The organism is Pseudomonas sp. Au-Pse12, assembly GCF_021341665.1.
Classification (GTDB): Bacteria; Pseudomonadota; Gammaproteobacteria; order Pseudomonadales; family Pseudomonadaceae; genus Aquipseudomonas.
The window spans coordinates 210,940-230,063 of the sequence record NZ_JAJTTH010000010.1; the positions used below are offsets into that span (position 1 = coordinate 210,940).

At 64.5% G+C, this 19,124-nt stretch carries 17 protein-coding genes; 7 read left to right on the forward strand and 10 right to left on the reverse strand.

Features of this window, described 5'->3' with window-relative positions:
- The first annotated feature begins 218 nt into the window (after positions 1 to 218).
- From LXM55_RS25705 to LXM55_RS25715, 3 genes are all read left to right on the forward strand, one after another.
- Positions 219 to 773 carry a hypothetical protein gene (locus tag LXM55_RS25705; protein ID WP_233322963.1) on the forward strand — a complete coding sequence of 185 codons (555 nt, stop codon included), beginning with the start codon at positions 219 to 221 and terminating at the stop codon, positions 771 to 773.
- 177 nt (positions 774 to 950) lie between these two features.
- Positions 951 to 2,381 (forward strand): RtcB family protein, encoded by a 1,431-nt coding sequence (locus LXM55_RS25710; protein ID WP_233322964.1) that lies wholly within the window; start codon positions 951 to 953, stop codon positions 2,379 to 2,381.
- A gap of 190 nt (positions 2,382 to 2,571) precedes the next feature.
- Positions 2,572 to 3,117, forward strand: a complete 546-nt coding sequence (locus LXM55_RS25715) for a hypothetical protein (protein ID WP_233322965.1) — start codon at positions 2,572 to 2,574, stop codon at positions 3,115 to 3,117.
- Positions 3,118 to 3,187: 70 nt separating this feature from the next.
- Here LXM55_RS25715 and LXM55_RS25720 read toward each other — a convergent pair whose 3' ends face one another.
- From LXM55_RS25720 to LXM55_RS32465, 3 genes are all read right to left on the reverse strand, one after another.
- Positions 3,188 to 3,613: a type II toxin-antitoxin system HicB family antitoxin gene (locus LXM55_RS25720; protein ID WP_233322966.1), complete on the reverse strand. Its 426-nt coding sequence runs from the start codon at positions 3,611 to 3,613 to the stop codon at positions 3,188 to 3,190.
- Positions 3,614 to 3,663: 50 nt separating this feature from the next.
- A complete protein-coding gene (locus LXM55_RS25725) occupies positions 3,664 to 3,843 on the reverse strand; it encodes a type II toxin-antitoxin system HicA family toxin (RefSeq protein ID WP_053159224.1) in 180 nt (59 codons plus the stop codon).
- Positions 3,844 to 3,932: 89 nt separating this feature from the next.
- Positions 3,933 to 4,061, reverse strand: coding sequence for a hypothetical protein (locus LXM55_RS32465; RefSeq protein ID WP_267924575.1), 129 nt, complete (start codon positions 4,059 to 4,061; stop codon positions 3,933 to 3,935).
- A gap of 335 nt (positions 4,062 to 4,396) precedes the next feature.
- Here LXM55_RS32465 and LXM55_RS25730 point away from each other — a divergent pair, with 335 nt between their 5' ends.
- From LXM55_RS25730 to LXM55_RS25745, 4 genes are all read left to right on the forward strand, one after another.
- Positions 4,397 to 4,783, forward strand: a complete 387-nt coding sequence (locus LXM55_RS25730) for a RidA family protein (protein ID WP_233322967.1) — start codon at positions 4,397 to 4,399, stop codon at positions 4,781 to 4,783.
- Positions 4,784 to 4,876: 93 nt separating this feature from the next.
- Positions 4,877 to 5,641, forward strand: coding sequence for an IclR family transcriptional regulator (locus tag LXM55_RS25735; protein WP_233322968.1), 765 nt, complete (start codon positions 4,877 to 4,879; stop codon positions 5,639 to 5,641).
- Between the two features lie 47 nt (positions 5,642 to 5,688).
- A complete protein-coding gene (locus LXM55_RS25740; protein WP_233322969.1) occupies positions 5,689 to 6,906 on the forward strand; it encodes an amino acid deaminase in 1,218 nt (405 codons plus the stop codon).
- A 104-nt stretch (positions 6,907 to 7,010) separates the two neighbouring features.
- A complete protein-coding gene (locus LXM55_RS25745) occupies positions 7,011 to 7,919 on the forward strand; it encodes a sugar kinase (RefSeq protein ID WP_233322970.1) in 909 nt (302 codons plus the stop codon).
- 111 nt (positions 7,920 to 8,030) lie between these two features.
- Here the strand turns inward: LXM55_RS25745 and LXM55_RS25750 are convergent, their stop codons facing one another.
- The 7 genes from LXM55_RS25750 to LXM55_RS25780 form a co-directional block, all read right to left on the reverse strand.
- A complete protein-coding gene (locus LXM55_RS25750; RefSeq protein ID WP_011061856.1) occupies positions 8,031 to 8,306 on the reverse strand; it encodes a peptidylprolyl isomerase in 276 nt (91 codons plus the stop codon).
- A 51-nt stretch (positions 8,307 to 8,357) separates the two neighbouring features.
- Positions 8,358 to 10,898 carry a PAS domain-containing hybrid sensor histidine kinase/response regulator gene (locus LXM55_RS25755; RefSeq protein ID WP_233322971.1) on the reverse strand — a complete coding sequence of 847 codons (2,541 nt, stop codon included), beginning with the start codon at positions 10,896 to 10,898 and terminating at the stop codon, positions 8,358 to 8,360.
- Positions 10,899 to 11,237: 339 nt separating this feature from the next.
- Positions 11,238 to 13,193, reverse strand: coding sequence for an acetoacetate--CoA ligase (locus LXM55_RS25760; protein WP_233322972.1), 1,956 nt, complete (start codon positions 13,191 to 13,193; stop codon positions 11,238 to 11,240).
- Between the two features lie 204 nt (positions 13,194 to 13,397).
- The gene (gene hbdH, locus LXM55_RS25765; RefSeq protein ID WP_047304969.1) at positions 13,398 to 14,171 is read right to left on the reverse strand and encodes a 3-hydroxybutyrate dehydrogenase; all 774 of its coding nucleotides are present in this window, start codon (positions 14,169 to 14,171) and stop codon (positions 13,398 to 13,400) included.
- Positions 14,172 to 14,178: 7 nt separating this feature from the next.
- Positions 14,179 to 15,570 (reverse strand): GntP family permease, encoded by a 1,392-nt coding sequence (locus tag LXM55_RS25770; protein ID WP_233322973.1) that lies wholly within the window; start codon positions 15,568 to 15,570, stop codon positions 14,179 to 14,181.
- 320 nt (positions 15,571 to 15,890) lie between these two features.
- Positions 15,891 to 17,309 (reverse strand): sigma-54 interaction domain-containing protein, encoded by a 1,419-nt coding sequence (locus tag LXM55_RS25775; protein WP_233322974.1) that lies wholly within the window; start codon positions 17,307 to 17,309, stop codon positions 15,891 to 15,893.
- Between the two features lie 235 nt (positions 17,310 to 17,544).
- Positions 17,545 to 19,119, reverse strand: a complete 1,575-nt coding sequence (locus tag LXM55_RS25780; RefSeq protein ID WP_233322975.1) for an ABC transporter ATP-binding protein — start codon at positions 19,117 to 19,119, stop codon at positions 17,545 to 17,547.
- Positions 19,120 to 19,124: the final 5 nt, after the last annotated feature.

Sequence of the window (19,124 nt, forward strand, 5' to 3'; positions counted from 1 at the left end):
CTTCCTTGGGTCAATGAGTAAAGGGGGGCGCCAGGGTAACCCGATTTTCGGCGGACGGCTGGAGAAGCTTTGACAGCATGGGTGCGAATCTGGGGGGCTGCGGGGCGACGGTTACAGCGAGCAATTGTTAACCACGGGGCTGTCTTAATATCCGGCGCCTTGACGTCGCTGGACACACCGCAGGGCGGTTCGTGGTGAACCCATCAAAGGAACTGAGCATGTCCAACTTTCTGAACGGGACCCCGGCGCAGAGCAACCCCGTACCTGCCGCTAGGGCCTATCCCTACAACCCGAAACTCGGCGAGATGCTCAAGGATCTCTGCTGGAACACGGTGTTCCCTTTGGCGCCCGCGGTCGCTTTTGACCCCGACGGTGTGCTGGAGGTGAAAGGAACGTTGATGTTCCCTCCGTTGACCCTGGAGCCCGAGCAATTGAAGGCGTTTGACTTCAATGCCACTCAGTACGCCAAAGGCCATTTCTTCTGGACGCACACGCTGGCCCGTTTGCCGGTGGACAGCATTGGGGTGGCCAGTTTTGAGGTCAAGGCCGACCCCCAGGGCAAGGTCCAGGAGTGCTGGGTGAACCTGCGGGAAGTGCGCTACCGACCCGAGTCGTTCAAGCCCGACAATCAATTGCGCAATCGCGTTACGCAGCTGTGTGAGCAGCTGGATCTGCGGCAGATGCCGGGGTTTGTCGGCCAGCCCGATGGCCTGAGCCGCGGTGAAGCGCTGGTGGAATACATGCCGTGGTGCGGCGGCCCGGCGCCGCACTGACGCCACGCCGCTCGGCAGGCGCCTCCCCAGGCGCCTGCGCAAATAATTGCCTCCTGGCTCTTTACATCCACTGCGTCATTCCCCATTATCCGCGCCGTCTAAGTTTCGCTGCTGACCAGACAATTCCAGCCACCAAAAGGGTGGTTGTTTTGTTGCGTCCAAGAAAAGCAGTTGAAAATGACCAAGACTCCTCTGAAAAGAATTCAGCACAAGCTCGCCCGTTCCGGGGTGGCCATCGAACGCCTGAATTCCAATTCCCTCTCCATCTCTTCGATCAATGACGCCGGGCTCAAGGTGGATCTGCTGCTGCCCGAAAGCTTTGCCATCGAAGAAAAAGCCGTCCTGCAGCTGATGGATTTCGCCAAGGTGGCTCACCCCCATGGCGGCGAAGTGAAGTGCGCCTGCGCCACGCCGGACTTCCACACCGGCAGCCCGATTCCGGTGGGCAGCGTGATTGTCACCAGCCACGACATGGTGGTGCCGCAAGCCATCGGCACCGACATCAATTGCGGCATGCGCCTGCACAAGCTGGGGCTGAACTACGAGCAGTTCATGGCGCAAAAAGCCAAGTGGACCGCCCTGGTGCGCGGCGACCTGCTGGAGGGCACGCGCAACATTCCCACCAGCCCCATGGCCATGACCGCGCTGTTTCAGGCCGGGCTCGGGGACTTCTGGGCCCAGGTGCAGCAGGACCCGATCGGGTTGTTTGCCGGGGCGGACTTCGCCCAGCTGCAACGTGAGCTGTCGGGTTTGCATGAGTCGTCGTTCGCCCGTGGTAGCGCCGACTACGCGCCGGAAGCCTTGCAGGACCGCTCGCGCAAAATCCTCCGCGACCCGGGCCTGGGTTCCCTGGGCGGCGGCAACCACTTTGTCGAGATCCAGGTGGTCACCGAGTTGGTGGATCGTCAGGCCTGTTTTGCTCAGGGCCTGTCGGTGGGGCAGGTGGTGATGATGATCCACACCGGTTCGCGCGACGTGGGCTTCTATGTCGGGCGGCGCTGGATGGATAAGGCCAAGGCCCTGTGGCCGGCGGGGATCAAGCACCCTGATTCGAAGATATTCGCCCTGTTTGGCGAGATGGCCGACGAGTACCTGCTGGCCATGCACAGCGCTGCCCACTACGCCGACGCCAACCGCGCGCTGATCGCCGAGATGGTGCGCCAGCGCACCCGGCAAGTGTTTGGCGCGGGCATCGAAGCGCCATTGATTGTCGATGTGCCGCACAACATCGTGCTGCGCGAAGAAGAGGGCAACGTGCATCGCAAAGGCGCGACACCGGCCTATGCCGGGCAGCCGCTGCTGATTCCGGGGAGCATGGGGCATGACTCCTACCTGCTCACCGGGCTGGGCAATGAGCGTTGGCTGCGTTCGGCCAGCCACGGCGCCGGGCGCTCGATGTCGCGCAGCGAAATTGTGTTCAAGGCCAAGAAGGACAAGGCGTTCCTCGGCTTGCAGGGCGTGGAGTGCATCACCACCAAGGAAGAGCGGATGATCGAAGAGGCGCCAGGGGCCTACAAGGAGATCGGCCAGGTGATCCAGTCCCAGGTGGAAGAGGGCACGGTGTCGGTGATGGCGCGGTTTTCGCCGATTCTCACCTTCAAGGCGTAAGCGCGCAGGGTGGGTGGGGGCGGTGATGGTTTTCGGGTTTGCCGTGCAACTGTGCGGCCGATACATTGTCGCCCCCCCGGCCTGTTCGTTCCGGGCGGTGCCGTTGCAGTTATCTGCGGTCGCAAAAGCCCAGGGTGCGGTAGCCGCCAGGGTGTTTGCCTGTTTGTGATCAATCTCGGGTGCTTACAGCATGAATCAAGATGAAAACCTGAAGCACGATGCGCTAGCGCCATTGACCGCTGCCAGCGAGTTTGTTGTCGACAAGCAGCCCCTTGCCGAGCTTCTGGCGGTGCTCGCTCAGTGTGGCGAGGTGGTGTCCTGCTTCTTCAAGCCTGACCCCGCCATCAAGGTGCTGGGTGAGAGGCCGCGACTGGCCGAGTTTCTCGAGCGTTTCAGCGGCCTCGCCGGGTCGACGGCCATCGGGCAGGTCGAGCCTGAGTTCGGGGCCTTTTCCATGCTGAACCGATACGAGTTCGAGGGCTCGTTGCTGGCGGCGCTGCTGCGGGGCGGGTGTCATTCGTCCACCCGCGGAGGGTCCGTGGAGAATGCTCGGAAGGTGGTGTTCGAAGCGCTGGATGCTGTGTTTCCGGCGCCGTTTTCCGAGCTGGTGGTGTATCGGTTTGATAGTCCTGATTGGTGTGAGTTGACCAGGGACTCGACTATTTCTTCTGCCTATGTCGCCTGCCAGGGAGCGCGGAATCTGTGGTGGGTGTTGTGCGTGGCTGATGTTGATTGAGGCCCAGTGCGGCTAACCCGGCGTCCTGCCGGGTTGCCACGGATCAATGCCTGCGTTCGGCCATTTTGGGCTATGCCGCCTCCACTGATACTGCAAGACGTTTACCTAGGGCTGCCAGGGCATTTTCCAGCTGTTCCATTTTGGAGCTGTGTAGAAAGTCCACCAGGCGATCTCCCTGGGCCTGGTGGATTCCGAGCAGTCGGCATAGATCGGCCTTGCGCATGTCCCGCTCCATCATCGTGTTCCACAGCGCTATCTTGGCCACGGTCACCATTGGCAAATGAATGACCTGTTCCCCTGGTAGCGGCGCGGAGGCCGGGGGAATGGCGCGGCGCTGGTCGACGTAAAGGGACAGAGTGGTTTCGAGCGCGTCGATGGCCTGGTTGATGGCGTGCTCAGGATCATCGCCAAAGCTATTGAGTTCGGGCAGATCGCGGCAGAAGACCGCCACTCCCGGTGCACGGTCTTGCTCGAAGCGAATGGCGTAGTCGTACATGGTCACTCCTAGGAGGCGACGTTTCAGCATGCAGAGGATGGATGAGCGTCCTAGAGCCCCAATTGCCTGATGATTGCCTTGCGGGTGGGTTCGGGCATTTCCTTGCTGCCGTGATCCGCGAAGGTGGTCTTGTTGCCGTTTGGGGCGGTGACTTTGAAGTGGCTGCCTTTACCGGCCTCGAAGACCACGCCTTGAGCTTTCAACCATCGTCTGAATTCGCTGAATTTCATCACCTCGCCTCATGGCTTGGATTTCTGCACGGTACAACATTCTTATTTTTGTACAACACTTGTGTGTTGTTTTTTGCAAAGCCTGACCATTACTCCCCGGGCAGATCCATTGCCCGTTGCTCAACTGCATGCAACTCATCGCAGCCGCCCTGCAACAACAGGGTCGCCACGCTGGAGAAACGCTGCCGGTCGAGGTGATCGGCGTTGCGGCTGGTCATGTCGGCAAGGCCGCCCAGCATGTCCCGGGCGGTGCGGACTGCTGCGACGCAACGGAATGTAGAAGGCGGCGAGCACCGTCACCAGCCACTTGAGTGTGCCTTCAGCAAATACAGAAATGCCTGACATAGGCTGGCGGCTGTTTCTAATATCCTTCCGTTCCTGGTTCCGAAAAGTTTTGCCATCCCCCTCTGTTGTCTCCTTTGTTCTCCATGGCACACTCTGGCGTCTTTTCCGCTATTTCATTCTTTGTTCCGTTGTAGCGGAATTTTTCGGCATCTGTGGGTTTCCAGGTCGTCGCCGCCAGATGGCCAACCTTCAACCAGGAGAATCGCTCATGAGCATCACCCGTTACGGCACCGGCAGCACCGCAGGCGGTGGCCAGCCGCGTCCTTTCGCTCGCGCCGTGGAGGCCGATGGCTGGCTGCATGTGTCCGGCCAGGTGCCGGCGCTGGAGGGCGAGATCATTCACGGTGGGATCGTCGAGCAGACGCATCAGACGATGCGCAATCTGCTGGCCATTCTCGAAGAGGCCGGTTACGGCCTGGAGGATGTGGTGCGGGTCGGGGTGTGGCTGGAAGACCCGCGGGATTTCTGGAGTTTCAACAAGGTGTTCGGCGAGTACTTCAAGCCCGAACACGCGCCGGCCCGGGCCTGCGTGCAGGCCAGCATGATGGTGGACTGCAAGGTCGAGATCGATTGTGTGGCGTATAAGCAGCGGTAAGCGGTAAGCGGCTAGCGGCAAGCGGCAAGCGGCAAGCGGCAAGCGGCAAGGTGAAGCGTGTATCTGGGTGTTTTCTGGAATGGTTGTTCGAAGATGAGCGAAGACAGCATCAAGCGCCGGGCCAAGGGCCTGGATCGGGCGTTCGATATTCTCGATTTCCTCAAGGAGATCGGCCAGCCGCTGCGGCCCAACGATATCGCCAAGGGCATCGGCAGCCCCAAGTCCACGGTCTATGAGCTGGTGGCTTCGTTGCTGGAGCGGCGGGTTCTGGAACCGGTGGGCAAGGACGGGCATGTGTACCTGGGCCGCCAGTTGTACTTTCTCGGGCAGGCGCACTTGCGTCATTTCGACCTGAGCCGCGAGGCCGATCAGGCCTTGCAGGAGATCGTCAGCCAGACCCGGGAAACCGCGCAGATGTGCCTGCTCAACGGGCGCAAATACACCGTGGCGCTGATGAAGGAAGGCGAGCGGCATTTTCGCATTTCGTCGGACATCGGCGAGAACGCGCCGATTCCCTGGACCGCTTCCGGGCGTTTGCTGTTGGGGCACATGAGCAATGCGCAGATTGCCGAGTTGATCGACGAGCGCGACTTTATCCTTCCCGATGGCCAGCGCTTGTCGCTGGCAGCCTTCCTCGAGCAAATCCGCCAGGCCACCGAGGAGGGGTTCTTTTCCTTCGACAGTGTCGCCGACACCTTCACCCATTGTTTTGCCGCGCCGGTGCGCGATGAACACGGGGTGTGCATCTGCACCCTGTGCATCGTCGCGCCGAGGGCCGATGCGCAGAGCAATTACCAGGAATATCGCCGGGTGCTGATCGACAGCGCCAACCGGCTGGCCCGGCGTATCAACGATTGATGACTGTGTCGCGGCTGTGCGCAGCCGCCTTGATAAGGAGTGCCAACATGTCTTCTGCTTTGAATCTGCCCCAGGTGGAAAAGGGCGCTGCGGCCAACGGTGCGAGCCTGCTGAGCGACGTCAGCCTGCCCGCCCTGGTGCTGCACCGCGAGGCGCTGGAACACAACATCCGCTGGATGCAGAGGTTCGTCAGTGACAGCGGTGCCGAGCTGGCGCCGCACGGCAAGACCAGCATGATGCCCGCGCTGTTCCAGCGGCAGCTGGACGCGGGCGCCTGGGGCATCACCCTGGCCACGGCGGTGCAGACCCGTGCCGCCTACGCCCATGGCGCGCGCCGGGTGTTGATGGCCAACCAGCTGGTGGGCGCGCCGAACATGGCGCTGATCGCCGAGCTGCTGGCGGACGTGGATTTCGATTTCTATTGCATGGTCGACCACCCGGACAACGTCGCCGACCTGGGGGCGTTTTTCGCCCAGCGCGGGGTCACCCTCAAGGTGATGATCGAGTACGGCGTGGTCGGCGGGCGTTGCGGCTGCCGCAGCGAGCAGGAGGTGCTGGCCCTGGCCAAGGCGATCCAGGCGCAGCCGGCCCTGGCCCTGTGCGGTATCGAAGGCTACGAAGGGGTGATCCATGGCGATCAGGCCATCAGTGGCATTCGTCAATTCGCCGATTCCCTGGTACGCCTGGCGGTGGATCTGCAGAGCGACGGGCTGTTCGCCATCGAGCGGCCGATCATCACCGCTTCGGGTTCGGCCTGGTATGACCTGATCGCCGAGTCGTTCGAGACCCACAATGCCAAGGGCCGTTTCCTCAGCGTGCTGCGTCCGGGCAGTTACATCGCCCACGACCACGGCATCTACAAGGAGGCCCAGTGCTGCGTGCTGGATCGACGCAGTGATCTGCACGAGGGCCTGCGCCCGGCGATGGAGGTCTGGGCCCATGTGCAGTCGCTGCCGGAGCCGGGCTTTGCCGTGGTGGCCCTGGGCAAGCGCGATGTGGCCTACGACGCCGGTTTGCCGGTGCCGCTGCGGCGTTATCGCGCCGGGGCCGAGGCGGGTGCCGGGGATGATGTGGCGGCGTGCAAGGTCACCGCGGTGATGGACCAGCATGCGTTTCTCACCGTGGCGCCGGGCGTGGAGCTGCGGATTGGCGACATCATTTCCTTCGGCACCTCGCACCCGTGCCTGACCTTTGACAAGTGGCGCACCGGGCTGCTGGTGGATGAGCGCCTGCGGGTGATCGAGAACCTGGAAACCTGCTTCTGACCCGTGGGAGCCGGCCTGCCGGCGAAGCGCCCCTGAATGGGGCGCAGGCTCGCTGGCAGGCCGGCTTCTACGCGGTTGGAATGGGCCCTTGGGGGGGAACGGACATGAATAACAAGAAACGCATCGCGGCCATCGGCGAATGCATGATCGAACTGCAGCAGCGCCACGACGGCAGCCTGCAGCAGGGCTTTGGCGGCGATACCTTGAACACCGCGGTGTATCTGTGCCGTGAGTTGGGGCCGCAGGCCGAGGTGGATTACGTCACCGCCCTGGGTTACGACAGTTTCAGCGATGCCATGTGCCAGAGCTGGGCCGAGGAAGGTATCGGCCTGGGAAAGGTCCAGCGCCTGCCGGGGCGCTTGCCGGGCTTGTATTGCATCCAGACCGACGCCCGGGGGGAGCGGCGCTTTTTGTATTGGCGCAATGAGGCGGCGGTACGGGACTGTTTCAACACCACGGCGGCGGGGCCGATCCTGGCGGACCTGCGCGATTACGATGTGCTGTATTTCAGCGGCATCACCCTGGCGGTGCTGGGGGAGGCGGGGCGCAGGAAACTGCTGGAGCTGCTGGAGGAGGCGCGCATCCGCCAGGCGTTGATCGTGTTCGACAACAATTACCGACCCAGGCTCTGGGCCTCGGTGGAGCAGGCGCGAACGGCCTATATGCAAGTGCTGGAGCATGTGGACCTGGCGCTGCTGACCCTGGAGGACGAGCAGGCGCTGTTTGGCCATGACTACGCCCATGGGGTGTTTGCGGCCTACCCGAACATTGCCGAAGTGGTGATCAAGCGCGGGGCGGATTCGTGCCTGGTGCGCTGTGGCAGCCAGAGCTATGAAATACCGGCGCACCCGGTGGAGCAGGTGGTGGATACCACGGCGGCGGGTGATTCGTTCAGCGCGGCGTATCTGGCCAGTCGCTTGCAGGGCGGCAGCCCGGTGGACGCCGCAGAGGCCGGGCATCGATTGGCGAGCCGGGTGATTCAGCATCACGGGGCATTGATTCCCCGAGATTGACCCTATCGGCCTGTAGGCGCTGGCTGGCCGGCGAACAGGCCATTGAAGGGCGCACTGTTGTTGCAGACGCTTTCGCTGGCACGCCAGCTCCCGCGAGGGCGTGCCTGGCCGTCAGTCGCGGAAGAACACCTGCACCAGGTGATAGCCGAACTTGCTCTTGATCGGGCCATGCACGGTGCGCAGGGGCTTCTTGAAAATCACCTGATCGATGGCGCCGACCATCTGCCCCGGACGCACTTCGCCCAGGTCGCCGCCGCGCTTGCCCGAAGGGCAAGTGGAGTACTTCTTGGCCAGCACGTCGAAGGCTTCGCCCTTGGCGATGCGTTGCTTGAGCTGTTCAGCCTCTTCGGCGGTTTTCACCAGGATGTGGCGGGCTTGGGCTTTCATGGGCGGGTGACCTTGTAGCGGGAAATCGGCGGCCGCGGATTATGCCTGAATTCAGGCCTCGCCACCGATCATCTGACGAATCGTCTGCGCCAGTTCTTCAATGGAAAACGGCTTGGCCATCAGGTCCATGCCCGGCTCCAGGAAGCCCTGGCGCTCGGCGGCCTTTTCCGCGTAGCCGGTCATGAACAGCACCTTGAGCCCGGGGCGCTGCTGGCGGGCGATTTCCGCCAGTTGCCGGCCGTTCATGCCCGGCAGGCCGACATCGGTCACCAGCAGGTCGACGCGCATTGGCGACTCCAACAATGGCAGGGCGCTGCGTGCATCCTCGGCCTCCAAGGCGCGGTAACCCAGTTCGCCGAGGACGTTGAGCACCAGCATGCGCACCGCCGGGTCGTCCTCCACCACCAGCACGGTTTCCCCGGCGATAGCCTGGGGCGCCTGGTTGGGGGCGACGGGGTCGGGGTTTTCCAGCGGCGCGGCGTGCAGCCGGGGCAGGTACAGGCGCACGCAGGTGCCCTGTTCCGGTTCGCTGCTGATGGTCACGTGGCCGCCAGACTGCTGGGCGAAGCCGTAGATCATCGACAGCCCCAGGCCCGTGCCCTGGCCGATGGGCTTGGTGGTGAAGAACGGGTCGAAGGCCTTGGCCAGGATCCGCGGGCTCATGCCGGCGCCGTTGTCGCTGACGCCGAGCATCACGTAGTCGCCGGCCTTGACCGGCTCCAGGGTGCTGATGTCGCTGCCGTCGAGGTAGCTGTTGGCGGTTTCGATCAGCAGCAAGCCGCCGTGGGGCATGGCGTCGCGGGCGTTGATCACCAGGTTGAGCAGGGCGTTTTCCAGCTGGCTGGCGTCGGTGTTCACCGGCCACACACTGTCTGCCAGTTGCATCTGCAGTTGGATGTGTTCGCCCTTGGTGTGGTTGAACAGCTCGTGCAGCGAGCGCACCAGCTGGTTCGGGTCCAGGGGCTGGCGGTCCAGGGACTGGCGGCGGGAGAAGGCCAGCAGGCGGTGAGTCAGGGAGGCGGCGCGCTTGGCCGAGGACATGGCGGCCTCGGTAAAGCGGCCGATTTCGTCGCCGCGGCCGTTGTCGATGTAGCGCTGCATCAGGTCCAGGCTGCCGATGATCCCGGTGAGCATGTTGTTGAAGTCGTGGGCGATGCCGCCGGTGAGCTGGCCCACGGCTTCCATTTTCTGCGCATGGCGCAGGGCGTCTTCGGCGCGCTCGCGCTCGAACATCTCGTTCTGCAGGCGCTGGTGGGCGGTGGCCAGCGCCTCGGTGCGCTGGTTGACCCGCTCTTCCAGGGTTTCGTTGAGGTTGCGCAGGGCTTCTTCGGTCTGTTTGCGCTCGGTTTCATCGATCACGAAGATGTAGAAACCATTGACTGCGCCGTCGGCACCGTAACGCGGCAGGTACTTCATCAGTGCATGGCGCGGGCGGCCGTCGCGGTGCGGCGAGTTGGCTTCGAAGCTGCACGGCTTGCCGGCCAGGGCCGCCTTGATGTTTTCCGCGCGGGTGGCGTAGACCTCGTCACCCACCACTTCGCGGATGCTCTTGCCGTACAGCTCCTGCGGGGTCAGGCCGTACCAGTCCAGGTAGGCGCTGTTGTTCAGGCGAAAGCGCTCCTCGTGGTCGACGTAGCCGATCAGCACCGGCATGGCGTTGATGATCAGCTGCAACTCGGTCTGGCTCTGGCGCAGCGCCTGCTCCATCTGCTTGCGTTCGGTGAGGTCCAGGGCCGCGCCGAGAAAGCGCGTCGGCCGGCCGTGGTGGTCCTTGTAGCAGCGGCCCCGGGCGAACACCCAGCGTACCTGGCCGTCGGCCAGTTGCAGGCGGTACTCCTCGGCGTATTCGCTGCCATGGGTGATGCAATGCTTGATGCTCCGGGCCACCATGCCGCGGTCTTCCGGGTGCACGCCCTTGAGGTATTCACTGATGGGCAGTTGCCGGGATTGCTGCGGGTCAACGCTGTGCAACTGGGCGAAATGCGCGTCGGCGATAAAGCGGTCTTCGCCGATGTTCCAGTCCCAGGTGCCCACCGCGTCGGTGGCCGCCAGGGCCAGTTGCAGGCGTTCTTCGGTTTCGTGCTGGGCGCGCAGGCTGGCGTCGGAGCGCTGTTGCAGCTCCAGGGCGATGCGCCGCCGCTCGTTGGTTTCGATGGCGGTGACCAGGATTCCGGCGACGTCCCCGCGTTCGTTGCGGATCGGGCTGTAGGTCAGGTCCAGCCACAGGTCGTATTCAGTGCCGTTGCTGCGTTGCAGGCTGAAGCGCTGCTCGCTGAAGGTGCGGACCTGGCCGTTGAGCACGGCGCGGTAGATCGGGTCGGTGAAGTCCATCAGCTCCGGCCAGATCAGGTGCGCCGGCTGGCCGAACGCATGGGGGTGCTTGTTGCCCGCCAGCAGCGCGAAGCCGTCGTTGTAGATCTGCGTCAGCTCACCGCCCCACAGCAACAGCATCGGCATCGGCGAATGGATCACGATGTCCACTGCGGTGCGCAGGCTCTGGGGCCAGTGGCCGGATTCGCCGAGGGCCGTGGCCGACCAGTCCAGGCGGGCAATCAGGTGGGCGGCTTCGCTGCCGGAGTGAGGGGCATTCATGTCGGGTGTGTCCTGGGCGCCGCGCTGTGATGCGACAACGTCATGGGTCGCGTACTGAAAAAGTCGCATGGACATGCCGTGCATATTCAAACGGATGGAGTGTAGGCCTGTGTGGCGCGCGCATTTTCACCCGCTTTTGCGGCGGATGACCAGTCTAGAGGGGCTGAACGGTTCCTGTAGCCGCTGCCGCAGGCTGCGAACGCTCCGGGCGGCACTGCGTCGCATGAAGCGCTGCCCTTGAGATTGTCGAAGGTCCTGCGGCCCTTCGCGCAGCCTCGCGGGCTCGGCAGCGGCTACAGGTGCTGCGCCGCGAAGGGGGGCGGCGGTGGTTGGCCGTCGTCAGTGGCGCAGTTCCTCGCGGTCGCGGAACTGCTCCAGGGCCTCGGGGTTGGCCAGGGCGTCGGTGTTTTTCACGGCAATGCCATGCACCACGTTGCGCACCGCCAGCTCGACGATCTTGCCGCTGATGGTGCGGGGGATGTCGGTGACCGCGAGGATCTTTGCCGGGACGTGGCGCGCGGTGGTGTTGTCGCGGATCACTTGGCGGATCTGTTCCCGCAAGGGTTCATCCAGCACCACGCCGTCCTGCAGGCGCACGAACAGCGCCACCCGTACGTCGTGCTCCCAGCTCTGGCCGATGGCCAGGCTTTCCACCACGGGGGCCAGCTTCTCCACCTGGCGGTAGATTTCCGCGGTGCCGATGCGCACGCCGCCGGGGTTGAGTACCGCGTCGGAGCGGCCGTGAATCAACCAGCCGCCGTCGGCCAGCTGTTCGGCGTAGTCGCCCTGGGCCCAGACCCCGGGAAACAGGCTGAAGTACGAAGCCCGCAGCTTGCTCTGGTCCGGGTCGTGCCACAGGCCCACCGGAATGCTCGGAAAGTGCCGGGTGCACACCAGCTCGCCTTTTTCACCGATCACCGGCTGGCCCTGGTCGTTCCACACTTCGATGGCCATGCCCAGGCCCTTGCCTTGCATCTCGCCACGGCGCACCGGCTGGATCGGGTTGCCGGCGACGAAGCAGGCGACGATGTCGGTGCCGCCGGACATCGAGGCCAGGCACAGGTCGCTCTTGATCTCGCGGTACACGTAGTCGTAGCTCTGTGGTGACAGCGGCGAGCCGGTGCACAGCAGGGTCTTCAGGCTGTCCAGGCAGTGGCTCTGGCGCGGCCGGCTGCCGGCCTTTTCCAGGGCGGCCAGGTACTTGGGGCTGGTGCCGAAGACGTTGATGGCTTCGCGGTCGATCAGGTCGATCAGGTGTTCGTCGGTCGGGTGGAAGGGCGAGCCGTCGTAGAGCACCAGGCTGGCGCCGGTGGCCAGCGCCGAGACCAGCCAGTTCCACATCATCCAGCCGCAGGTGGTGTAGTAGAACAGCCGCTCGCCGGGGCCGAGGTCGGCGTGCAGGCCGTGTTCCTTGAGGTGTTGCAGCAGCACCCCACCGGTGCCGTGGACGATGCACTTGGGCACCCCGGTGGTGCCGCTGGAATAGAGGATGTACAGCGGGTGGGCGAAGGGCACCGGGATGAACTCGGGGTCGCCGCCGGGGCGGTAGAAGTCGTCCCACAGGCTGACGCTGGCCGGGGTGCGGAAGTCTTCGACCCGGGCTTGCGGGCGGGCATGGGGCACGATGAGCAACTGCTCCAGGGACGGCAGGCGCTCAAGGATTTCATTGACCTTGGCCGTCTGCTCGATGTCCTTGCCGGCGTAGCGATAGCCGGCGCAGGTGATCAGCACCTTGGGCTCGATCTGGCCGAAGCGGTCGATCACCCCCTGGGTGCCGAAATCCGGCGAACAGCTGGACCACACCGCGCCAAGGCTGGTGCTGGCGAGCATCGCCACCAGGGTGTGCCAGGTGTTGGGCATGCAGGCGGCGACCCGGTCGCCGAGGCCGACCCCGGCGGCCCGCAGGCTGCGTTGCAGGCCGGCGACCTGGGCCGCCAGTTCGGCGTAGGTCAGCTGTTCGCGCTGGCCGTTTTCGTTGATCGCCACCACCGCCACCGCGTCGTCCCGGCGCTTGAGCAGGTGCTCGGCGAAGTTCAGGGTGGCGCCGGGAAACCACTGCGCGCTGGGCATCTGCGGGCCTTCGCGGAGCACGCATTCGGCGCTCTGCCGGAAGCGGACGTCGAAGAAGTCGACGATGGCCTGCCAGAAGCGTTCGCGCTGGTCGATGCTCCACTGGTGCAGGCTGGGGTAGTCGTGAAGGTTCAGCCCGTGGCGCTGATTGACGAAGCGGCGGAAGGCATCCATCCGCGTCTTGCCGATGCGTTCGGCGCTGGGTTGCCAGAGAAGGTCGGACATGCAAGGCCTCTATTTCTTCTTATGTTCGGTGTGCGCTGTCGTTCATTGTGGCGAGGGAGTTTGCTCCCGTTCGGCCGCGTAGCGGTCGTCCATCAGACGACCGCGTTTTGTCGTTGAATCTCGGTTGCCTGGTTTTAGGGCCGCTACGCGACCCGGCGGGAGCAAGCTCCCTCGCCACAGAAAGAGTGGGGGGCAGGGGCGGGGTTATTGCGCCAGCCAGCCGCCGTCAATGTTCCACGCCGCGCCGCGCACCTGGGCGCCGGCTTCACTGCACAAAAATAGCACCAGCTCGCCCAGTTGCGACGGGGTGACGAACGCCAGGGACGGCTGTTTTTCCGCCAGCAGATCATGCTGGGCCTGTTGCGGGTCGGTGCCCGCCGCGACACGATCGTCGATCTGCTTCTGCACCAGCGGGGTCAGCACCCAGCCGGGGCAGATGGCGTTGCAGGTGACGTTGCTGGTGGCGGTTTCCAGGCCCACCACCTTGGTCAGGCCGATCACCCCGTGCTTGGCCGCGACATAGGCGGCCTTGCCCACGGAACCGACCTGGCCGTGCACCGAGGCGATGTTGACGATCCGCCCCCAGCCCTTGGCGCGCATTCCCGGCAACCCCAGGCGGGTGCTGTGAAACACCGACGACAGGTTGATGGCGATGATCGAGTCCCAGCGTTCCACGGGGAATTCTTCCACCGCCGCCACGTGCTGGATGCCGGCGTTGTTGACCAGGATGTCGACGCCGCCGAACTCCCGTTCGGCGTAGGCGAACAGCTCGGCGATCTGCGCCGGGTCGCTGACGTCCGCCGGGTGATGGCCAACCTGGCCGCCGAATTGCCCGACCTCGGCGATCGCCTTCGAGGCATCGCCAAAGCCGTTGAGAATCAGCTTGGCCCCGGCCTTGGCCAGGACCAGGGCGATGCCCAGGCCAATGCCGCTGGTGGAGCCGGTGACCAAGGCGGTCTTGCCAGAAAGAGTGCTCATGAATACCTCACACGATGCCGGTGGCGTAGAAAGTGGCGATAACGACGAACACCGCCAGGGTCTTGATCAGGGTAATGCAGAAAATATCCTTGTAGGCCTCGCGGTGGGTCAGGCCGGTGACCGCCAGCAGGGTGATCACCGCGCCGTTGTGCGGCAGGGTGTCCATGCCGCCGCTGGCCATGGACGCCACCCGGTGCAGCACTTCCAGGGGAATGTTGGCGGCGTGGGCGGCGCTGATGAAGCTTTCGGACATGGCCGCCAGGGCGATGCTCATGCCGCCCGAGGCCGAGCCGGTGATGCCCGCCAGCAGGGTCACGGTGATGGCTTCGTTGACCAGCGGGTTGGGGATGCTTTTCAGCCAGTCGGCCAGCACCAGAAAGCCCGGCAGGGAAGCGATCACTGCGCCGAAGCCGTATTCCGAAGCGGTGTTCATTGCCGCCAGCAAGGCGCCGCTGACCGCGCTCTTGCTGCCCTCGGCGAGCTTGCTGCGAATCGCCGAGAAGCCGCATGCCAGCACCATCAGGATGCCTACCAGCAAGGCCGCCTGCACCGCCCAGATGGCGGTGAGCTTGGCGATTTCGCTGGTCACCGGCACGGCCATGCCCGGCAGGCTGAGGCTGTGGGTCTTGCCGTACCACTGCGGAATCCAGTGGGTGAACAGCAGGTTCATGATGCCCACCAGCAGCAGCGGCGACAGCGCCAGCCAGGGGTTGGGCAGCTTCAGGTCTTCGGCGGTTTCCGGTTCGTTGCGCAGGTCGGTGCCGTAGCCTTCACCGGCCTTCTGCGCCTTGTTGCGCTGGCGCTGCAGGAACAGCATGCCGGCGCAGAACACGAAAATCGTCCCGATCAGCCCCAGCCAGGGCGCGGCCCAGGCGGTGGTGTTGAAGAAGGTGCTGGGGATGATGTTCTGGATCTGCGGGGTGCCGGGCAGGGCGTCCATGGTGAAGGAGAACGCGCCCAGGGCGATGGTCGCCGGGATCAGCCGTTTGGGGATGTTGCTCTGGCGGAACATCTCGGCGGCGAAGGGGTAGACCGCGAACACCACCACGAACAGCGAGACGCCGCCGTAGGTCAGCAGGGCGCAGACCAGCACGATCACCAGCATCGCCTGGCGAGTGCCGAGCAGGCGGATCGCCGCGGCGACGATGGAGCGTGAGAAGCCCGACAGCTCGATCAGCTTGCCGAACACCGCGCCCAGCAGGAACACCGGGAAATACAGTTTGATGAAGCCGACCATCTTCTCCATGAACACCCCGGTAAAGGCGGGCGCCACGGCGGAGGGATCGGTGAGCAGCACCGCGCCGAGGGCGGCAATGGGGGCAAAGAGGATGACGCTGTAGCCACGGTAGGCAGCGAGCATCAGCAGCGCCAGGGCTGCCAAGGCAATGATCACACTCATGGTGTGTCTCTCCAGGATTGTTATTGTTGTCGGGTGTTGCGTGTGGAGAGCGTTATAGCGAGAACTGTGCCAGGTAGTTAACTTGTTGATATATAAGTATTTTTTAGATACTTCGAAGGTGATCTGTCCAGATATTCTCTGATTGGAGACAGTGTGGCGAGGGAGTTTGCTCCCGCTGGAGTGCGCAGCACTCCTCATGCCGGCCACCGGGTTGTGTCAGAAAGACCGCAATCACTGGGTTTGGGGCCGCTACGCGGCCCAGCGGGAGCAAGCTCCCTCGCCACGCAAGCGGTTGTCTCTGAAACAGGATTTATGTCTCTTTATTGAGACTCGGCGATCCCCAGCGCCGCCATCTTCTTGTACAGCGTCGAACGGCCCAGCCCCAGGCGTCGCGCGGCTTCATCCACCTTGCCGGCGCACTGGGCCAGGGTGGCGCTGATCAGTTGCCGATCGAATCGTTCCCGGGCCGCGGCGAAGGTTTCCTGGCCCGGCGGCTCGGCCGGCAGCGGGGCCGCATCGCGCTGCACCGGGCTGAAGCTGCCAATTGCCGCGCGAATGTCCGCGGCATTGAGTATCAGGTCGTCGCTGAGCAGCGCCGCCCGCTCCAGCACGTTGCGCAGCTCGCGGATATTCCCCGGCCAGGCATGTTGCGCCAGCAGGGCCAGGGCTTCGCGATCCAGCTCATGCTGGCTGCGCAGTTCTTCGAGAATCCCTTCGCTCAGGGCCGGCAGGTCGTCCAGGCGCTCGCGCAGGGCCGGCACCTGGATCGGCAGCACGTTGAGCCGGTAGTACAGGTCGGCGCGAAACTCGCCGCGCTTGATCGCCGCCTCAAGGTCGGTGGAGGTGGCGGCGATAATCCGCACATCGCTGTGGATCACTTCGTTGGAGCCTACCGGCTCGAATTCTTTCTCTTGCAGCACCCGCAGCAGCTTGCTTTGCAGGGGCAGCGGCATGTCGCCGATTTCGTCGAGGAACAGGCTGCCACCCTGGGCGATCTGCAACTTGCCCGGGCGGCCCTTGCGGTCGGCGCCGGTAAAGGCGCCGGGGGCGGTGCCGAAGAACTCCGCCTCCAGCAGGGCCTCGGGAATCGCCGCGCTGTTGATGCTGACAAAGGGCTTGTGGGCCCGGGGCGAGGCCGCATGGATGGCCTGGGCCAGCAGCTCCTTGCCGGTGCCGGTTTCGCCTTGCAGCAGGATCGGCGACTCGGCGCTGGCCCCGCGTCGGGCGCGGCGCTTGACCTCCAGGCTGGCGGCGCTGGTGCCGATGAAGTGGGCGAAGTTGTACTTGGTCTGCCGGGCCCGCAGCAGGGAGCGGGTGGAGGCCAGTTCTTCCTGCATGCTCAGGTAGCGCTTGAGCATCGGTGACAGGCTGCGCAGCTCATCGAACAGGGCAAAGCCGATGGCGCCGATCACCGTGCCGGCGTCGTCGTGGATCGGCAGGCGCATCACCACCAGCGGTTCCTTGGGGGTGTCCTGCATGTCCAGCAGGATCGGGCGTCCGGTGCGCACCACCTCCCGCAGCAGGCTGCCGGGGATCACGCTTTCGCAGGGCTTGCCGATGGCGAAGGCTGCCGATTCCAGGCCGAAGCGCCGGGCGTAGCGCTCGTTCATCCAGACGATATTGGCGTCGCGGTCGACAATCACCGTGCCTTCGCTGGACTGCTCGATGATCTCGAACAGCGAGCGGATCGCCAGTTGGCGTACACGCTGGTAATCCTTGAGGCTTTCGCTGTCGTTCATGGCGGCATCCTGACAATGGGCGCGGCGATTATGCCGCAGTCTGCCCAGGTTGTTGCGCTGTAGCCGCTGCCGAGCGCCAGCGAGGCTGCGCAAAGGGCCGCAGGACCTTCGGCGGCCTTGAGGGCAGCGCCTGCTGCGCAGCCGTTCGCAGCCTGCGGCAGCGGCTACAGGATGCAGCGTCTGTTGCCGCTGTCGAGCCTTGGCGAGACTGCGAAAAAGGGACGTCGGCGGCGGGTCAACCAGGGTGGGCGGCGGCCAGCAGTTCCCGGGTGTAGGGGTGTTGCGGGTTGTCGAACACCTCGTGGCTGGCGCCGCGTTCCACCACCTGGCCGTCCTTGATCACGATCATGTCGTGGGCCAGGGCCCGCACCACCGCCAGGTCATGGCTGATGAACAGGTAGGTCAGGCCGTACTTTTCCTGCAGCTGGCGCAGCAGGGCCACCACTTGTTTCTGCACGGTGCGGTCCAGGGCCGAGGTCGGTTCGTCCAGCAGGATCAGCGCCGGTTTCAGCACCAGGGCCCGGGCGATGGCGATGCGTTGGCGCTGGCCGCCGGAAAACTCGTGGGGGTAGCGGTGGCGGCTGTCAGGGTCGAGGCCGACTTCCTCCAGGGCGCGGATCACCTGTTCATCGCACTGGCGGGCGTCGTACTGGCTGTGCACTTCCAGGCCTTCGCTGATGATCTGCGCCACCGACATGCGCGGGCTGAGGCTGCCGAAGGGGTCCTGGAACACCACCTGCATCTGCTTGCGCCAGGGCCGCAGCTGTTTCTGGTTGAGGCCGTCCAGGGCCTGGCCCTGGAAGCGGATGCCGCCGCGCGAATCGAGCAAACGCAAGATCGCCTGGCCCAGGGTGGATTTGCCCGAGCCGGATTCGCCGACAATCCCCAGGGTCTTGCCGTGCTCCACGCTGAGGCTGATGCCGTCCACGGCCCGCAGGTACTCCTTGCGCCGGAACAGGCCGCCGCCGATCTGGAATTCGACGCTGAGCTGGTCCACTTCCAGCACGGTTTCCCGGCTGTCGCGGCACAGCGGCTGGCCCTCGGGCTCGGCGTGCAGCAGTTCGCAGCTGTAGGGATGTTGCGGCGCGCTGAACAGGGTGTCGCAGTCGGCCTGTTCGACGATCTCCCCGGCCTTCATCACGCACACCCGCTGGGCGATGCGTCTCACCAGGTTGAGGTCGTGGCTGATCAGCAGCAGCGACATGCCCAGGCGCTGCTGCAGGGATTTGAGCAGCAGCAGGATCTTGCGCTGCACGGTCACGTCCAGGGCCGTGGTGGGTTCGTCGGCAATCAGCAGCTCCGGCTCGCAGGCCAGGGCCATGGCGATCATCACCCGCTGGCGCTGGCCGCCGGAGAGCTGGTGCGGGTAGGCCTTGAGCCGTTCCCGGGGCTTCTGGATGCCCACCAGCTCCAGCAGTTCGAGAATCCGCGCCTGGGCCTGTTTGCCGCCCAGGCCGCGATGCAGCAGCAGGGTTTCGCCGATCTGCTTCTCGATGCTGTGCAGCGGGTTGAGGGAGGTCATGGGCTCCTGGAAGATCATCGCGATGCGGTTGCCGCGCAGCTTCTGCAGGGTCGCCGAATCGGCGCCGAGCAGTTCCTGGCCGCGGTAGCGCACGCTGCCGGAACTGCTGCAGCCGGTCTGCGGCAGCAGTTGCAGGATCGAGTGAGCCGTCACCGACTTGCCCGAGCCGGACTCGCCCACCAGGGCCAGGCATTCACCGGGGCGGATGTCCAGGCTCAGGTCACGAACCACGGTCTGCGCGCCGAAGGCGACCTTGAGCTGGCGGATTTCGATCAGGTTGTCAGTCATTGCTT

Excerpts from the sequence above, each read along its gene's own strand:
- LXM55_RS25705 (WP_233322963.1), top strand. The coding sequence starts at position 219 with ATGTCCAACTTTCTGAACGGGACCCCGGCGCAGAGCAACCCCGTACCT.
- LXM55_RS25710 (WP_233322964.1), top strand. The coding sequence starts at position 951 with ATGACCAAGACTCCTCTGAAAAGAATTCAGCACAAGCTCGCCCGTTCC.
- LXM55_RS25715 (WP_233322965.1), top strand. The coding sequence starts at position 2,572 with ATGAATCAAGATGAAAACCTGAAGCACGATGCGCTAGCGCCATTGACC.
- LXM55_RS25720 (WP_233322966.1), bottom strand. The coding sequence starts at position 3,613 with ATGTACGACTACGCCATTCGCTTCGAGCAAGACCGTGCACCGGGAGTG.
- LXM55_RS25725 (WP_053159224.1), bottom strand. The coding sequence starts at position 3,843 with ATGAAATTCAGCGAATTCAGACGATGGTTGAAAGCTCAAGGCGTGGTC.
- LXM55_RS32465 (WP_267924575.1), bottom strand. The coding sequence starts at position 4,061 with ATGACCAGCCGCAACGCCGATCACCTCGACCGGCAGCGTTTCTCCAGC.
- LXM55_RS25730 (WP_233322967.1), top strand. The coding sequence starts at position 4,397 with ATGAGCATCACCCGTTACGGCACCGGCAGCACCGCAGGCGGTGGCCAG.
- LXM55_RS25735 (WP_233322968.1), top strand. The coding sequence starts at position 4,877 with ATGAGCGAAGACAGCATCAAGCGCCGGGCCAAGGGCCTGGATCGGGCG.
- LXM55_RS25740 (WP_233322969.1), top strand. The coding sequence starts at position 5,689 with ATGTCTTCTGCTTTGAATCTGCCCCAGGTGGAAAAGGGCGCTGCGGCC.
- LXM55_RS25745 (WP_233322970.1), top strand. The coding sequence starts at position 7,011 with ATGAATAACAAGAAACGCATCGCGGCCATCGGCGAATGCATGATCGAA.
- LXM55_RS25750 (WP_011061856.1), bottom strand. The coding sequence starts at position 8,306 with ATGAAAGCCCAAGCCCGCCACATCCTGGTGAAAACCGCCGAAGAGGCT.
- LXM55_RS25755 (WP_233322971.1), bottom strand. The coding sequence starts at position 10,898 with ATGAATGCCCCTCACTCCGGCAGCGAAGCCGCCCACCTGATTGCCCGC.
- LXM55_RS25760 (WP_233322972.1), bottom strand. The coding sequence starts at position 13,193 with ATGTCCGACCTTCTCTGGCAACCCAGCGCCGAACGCATCGGCAAGACG.
- hbdH (WP_047304969.1), bottom strand. The coding sequence starts at position 14,171 with ATGAGCACTCTTTCTGGCAAGACCGCCTTGGTCACCGGCTCCACCAGC.
- LXM55_RS25770 (WP_233322973.1), bottom strand. The coding sequence starts at position 15,570 with ATGAGTGTGATCATTGCCTTGGCAGCCCTGGCGCTGCTGATGCTCGCT.
- LXM55_RS25775 (WP_233322974.1), bottom strand. The coding sequence starts at position 17,309 with ATGAACGACAGCGAAAGCCTCAAGGATTACCAGCGTGTACGCCAACTG.
- LXM55_RS25780 (WP_233322975.1), bottom strand. The coding sequence starts at position 19,119 with ATGACTGACAACCTGATCGAAATCCGCCAGCTCAAGGTCGCCTTCGGC.